We start from the raw sequence: 3,122 nt of genomic DNA on the forward strand, positions 1-3,122 counted from the left end.
CCCGGCGCGAGCCCGCGCATCGACGCCATCCGCAAGGCCGGCGTGCTGCGCGTGGGCGTGGTCAACAACCCGCCCTGGCTCGCGCAGAACACCGCGGGCGACGGCGAGCCGTGGTCCGGCCCGTCGTGGACGCTGGGCAAGGAGTTTGCGAAGCTGCTGGGCGTGAAGGTGGAGCCCGTGCCGGTGAGCCATGAGACCAAGGTGCCGTCGCTCACGGCCAACCAGATGGACATCATGATCGGGCCGCTGAACGAGACCGCCGAGCGCGCCAAGATCATCGACTTCGTCACCTTCTCGAGCACCGGGGTGTGCATGTTCGGCCGCGCCGACAACCCGAAGTTCACCAGCGCGCGCACCCTGGAAGACTTCAACAAGCCCGAGATCACCATGGCGTATTTCTCGGGCGCGGGCGAGGAGCCGCTGGTGCGCCAGCAGTTCGCGAAGGCCAAGCTGCGCGGCGTGGCCAACTCCGGTTCGGTCGCGCCCATCGAAGAGGTGCTGGCCGGCCGCTCCGACGTGGCGCCGCTCAACCGCATGCTGTGGCCCAACATCAGCAAGAAGGTCAAGGGCCTGGCCGTGTTCCCCAAGGAGAACGACTGCCAGGACAGCAAGATCTTCCAGATCCAGACCGGCATGGGCGTGGCGAAGGACCAGCAGGTGTACCTCGACTGGCTGCGCGCCGTGGCCCAGCGCATGCAGCCCGCGCTCAGCGAAGAAGAGCGCCGCATGACGCAGAACCTGAAGTAACACCATGCTGAACTGCGAAATCCACGGCGCACTCGACCTGCGCCTTGCCGAACGCCCGGCCGAACCGCTGGCGCCCACCCAGGTGCGCGTGGCCGTCAAGGCGGTCGGCATCTGCGGCTCCGACCTGCACTACTACCGCCACGGCCGCGTCGGCGACTTCGTCATCCGCGCGCCGCTGACGCCGGGGCACGAGGCCTCGGGCCAGGTCATCGAAGTGGGCGCGCAGGTGAGCTCGGTGAAGCCGGGCGACCGCGTGGCCCTCAACCCGTCGCGCACCTGCGGTGTCTGCCGCTTCTGCCGCGCGGGCGCGTCCAACCACTGCGAGAACGTGCACTTCTTCGGCAGCGCGAGCCGCTGGCCCCACATGCAGGGCGCGATGCGCGAGCAGGTGGTGGTGGAGGCCACGCAGTGCCTCATCGTGCCCGACACGCTGTCGTTCGAGCTGGCCGCCTTCGGCGAGCCGCTGGCCGTGGCGCTGCATGCGGTGCAGGAGGCCGGCTCGCTGCTCGGCAAGACGGTGATGGTGGTGGGCGCGGGGCCGATCGGCGCGCTGATCCTCATGGCCGCGAAGCTCGCGGGCGCGAGCCAGCTGATTGCGGTGGACATCGTGGACGAGACGCTCGCGGCCTGCACCCGCGTCGGCGCAACGCGCACCATCAACGCGGCCACGCAGCCCGATGCGCTGCAGGCGCTGGCCGCGGACAAGGGCCAGGTCGATGCGTGCTTCGAGGTCTCGGGCCACTACGACGGCCTGGCCAATTGCATCCGGTCGACGCGCCCGCGCGGCACCATCGTGCAGGTGGGCACGCTCGGCGGCAACAGCGAGGGCTGCCCGTTCAACCAGGTCATGGTCAAGAGCCTGCATCTGGTCGGCAGCTTCCGCTTCGTCGACGAATACGCCTGGGCGGTGGACTACCTGAGCCGCGGCCTGCTGGACGTGTCGCCCCTGCTGACCGAGGCGGTGCCGGTGGCGCGCGTGCACGACGCCTTCGCGCTGGCGGCGGACCGGCACCGCGCGATGAAGGTGCTCRTCACGTTCTGAGGATGGGGTCGCCCGATCCCGCCGCCCTTCCCTCTCCCGCGGAGCTTCCATGGAATTCGACTTTTCCCCGATTGCCGACAACTGGCGTTTCTTCGCCAGCGGCCTGGGCGTGACGGTCGCGCTGAGCCTCATCAGCGCAGTCACCAGCATCCTCGCGGGCCTGGCGATCGCGCTGCTGCGGCTGTACGGCCCCGGCTGGCTGCGCCGGCTGCTCGTGTTCTACATCGACTCGATGCGCGCCATTCCGGTGCTGGTGGTGCTGGTGTGGATGTACTTCGCGTTCCCGCTGCTCGTGGGCTTCACCTTCGCGCCGTTCTGGGCCGCGGTGATCGCGCTGACGCTGCACATCGCGGCCTATGCGGCCGAGGTGATCCGCGCGGGCATCGAGTCGATCCGGCCGGGCCAGACGCGCGCCGCATTGGCGCTGGGCATGTCGCGTGCGCAGCTGCTGCGCAAGGTGCTGCTGCCGCAGGCCACCATCCGCATGCTGCCGGCTTTCGGCTCGATCCTCACCATCGCCATCAAGGACACGGCCATTGCCACCGTGATTGCCGTGCCCGAGCTGATGCACCGCGCCGAAACGGTGGCGGGCCAGAGCTACCGGCCGGTGGAAGTGTTCACCGCGGTGATGGTGGCGTACTTCGCGATCCTGTTCCCGGTCACGCGCGGCATCGACCGGCTCTACCACCGCGTCGCGCACCTGGGGCGTTCATGATGAAGAGGGCCATCCCATGACTTTCGACTGGTCCGTGATCTGGACGCACCGCCAGGCCTTGCTCGAAGGCGCGGCGCTCACCGTGGGCCTCACGGTGCTGACCATGCTGCTGGCCGTGCCGGGCGGCATCGTGCTGGCACTGATGCGGCTGTCGTCCAACAAGCTGCTGCAGTCGGCCTCGCTCGGCTTCGTGGAGTTCTTCCGCAACCTGCCGCTGATCCTGGTGATCTACTGGGTCTTCTACGTGATGCCGATGGCGGTGGACTTCCAGCTGTCGCCGCTCGTCACCGCGCTGGTGGCGCTGGTGCTCAACATCTCGGCCTACAACGCCGAGACCTTCCGCGCCGGCATCAACTCCATCCGCAAGGGGCAACTGGAGGCGGCGCTTGCCATGGGCATGTCGCGCCGCCAGGCCATGTTCAAGGTGGTCATTCCGCAGGCGGGCCGCCGCATCCTGCCGGTGATCGCGAGCACCTGGGTCTCGCTCTTCAAGGACACCTCGCTGGTGTCCGTCATCGCCGTGAGCGAACTGGCCTACACGGCGATGCAGATCCGCGCGCAGACCTTCCGCGTGCTGGAAATGCTCACCGCCATGGCCGTCCTCTACTGGCTGATGGG

4 protein-coding genes are annotated in these 3,122 nt (G+C 68.6%); all 4 read left to right on the forward strand.

Going from position 1 to position 3,122, the window contains the following annotated elements:
* Positions 1–747 (forward strand): substrate-binding periplasmic protein (locus tag AC1DOC_RS26210; RefSeq protein ID WP_478130793.1); only part of this gene is annotated, 747 nt, incomplete at its 5' end.
* Positions 748–751: 4 nt separating this feature from the next.
* Positions 752–1,789 (forward strand): L-idonate 5-dehydrogenase, encoded by a 1,038-nt coding sequence (locus AC1DOC_RS26215; RefSeq protein ID WP_478130794.1) that lies wholly within the window; start codon positions 752–754, stop codon positions 1,787–1,789.
* A gap of 49 nt (positions 1,790–1,838) precedes the next feature.
* Positions 1,839–2,504 (forward strand): amino acid ABC transporter permease, encoded by a 666-nt coding sequence (locus AC1DOC_RS26220; protein WP_012747982.1) that lies wholly within the window; start codon positions 1,839–1,841, stop codon positions 2,502–2,504.
* A 16-nt stretch (positions 2,505–2,520) separates the two neighbouring features.
* Positions 2,521–3,122 (forward strand): amino acid ABC transporter permease (locus AC1DOC_RS26225; protein WP_478130795.1); only part of this gene is annotated, 602 nt, incomplete at its 3' end.

It is taken from the genome of Variovorax sp. 01T439_2, assembly GCF_056398445.1.

Excerpts from the sequence above, each read along its gene's own strand:
- AC1DOC_RS26220 (WP_012747982.1), top strand. The coding sequence starts at position 1,839 with ATGGAATTCGACTTTTCCCCGATTGCCGACAACTGGCGTTTCTTCGCC.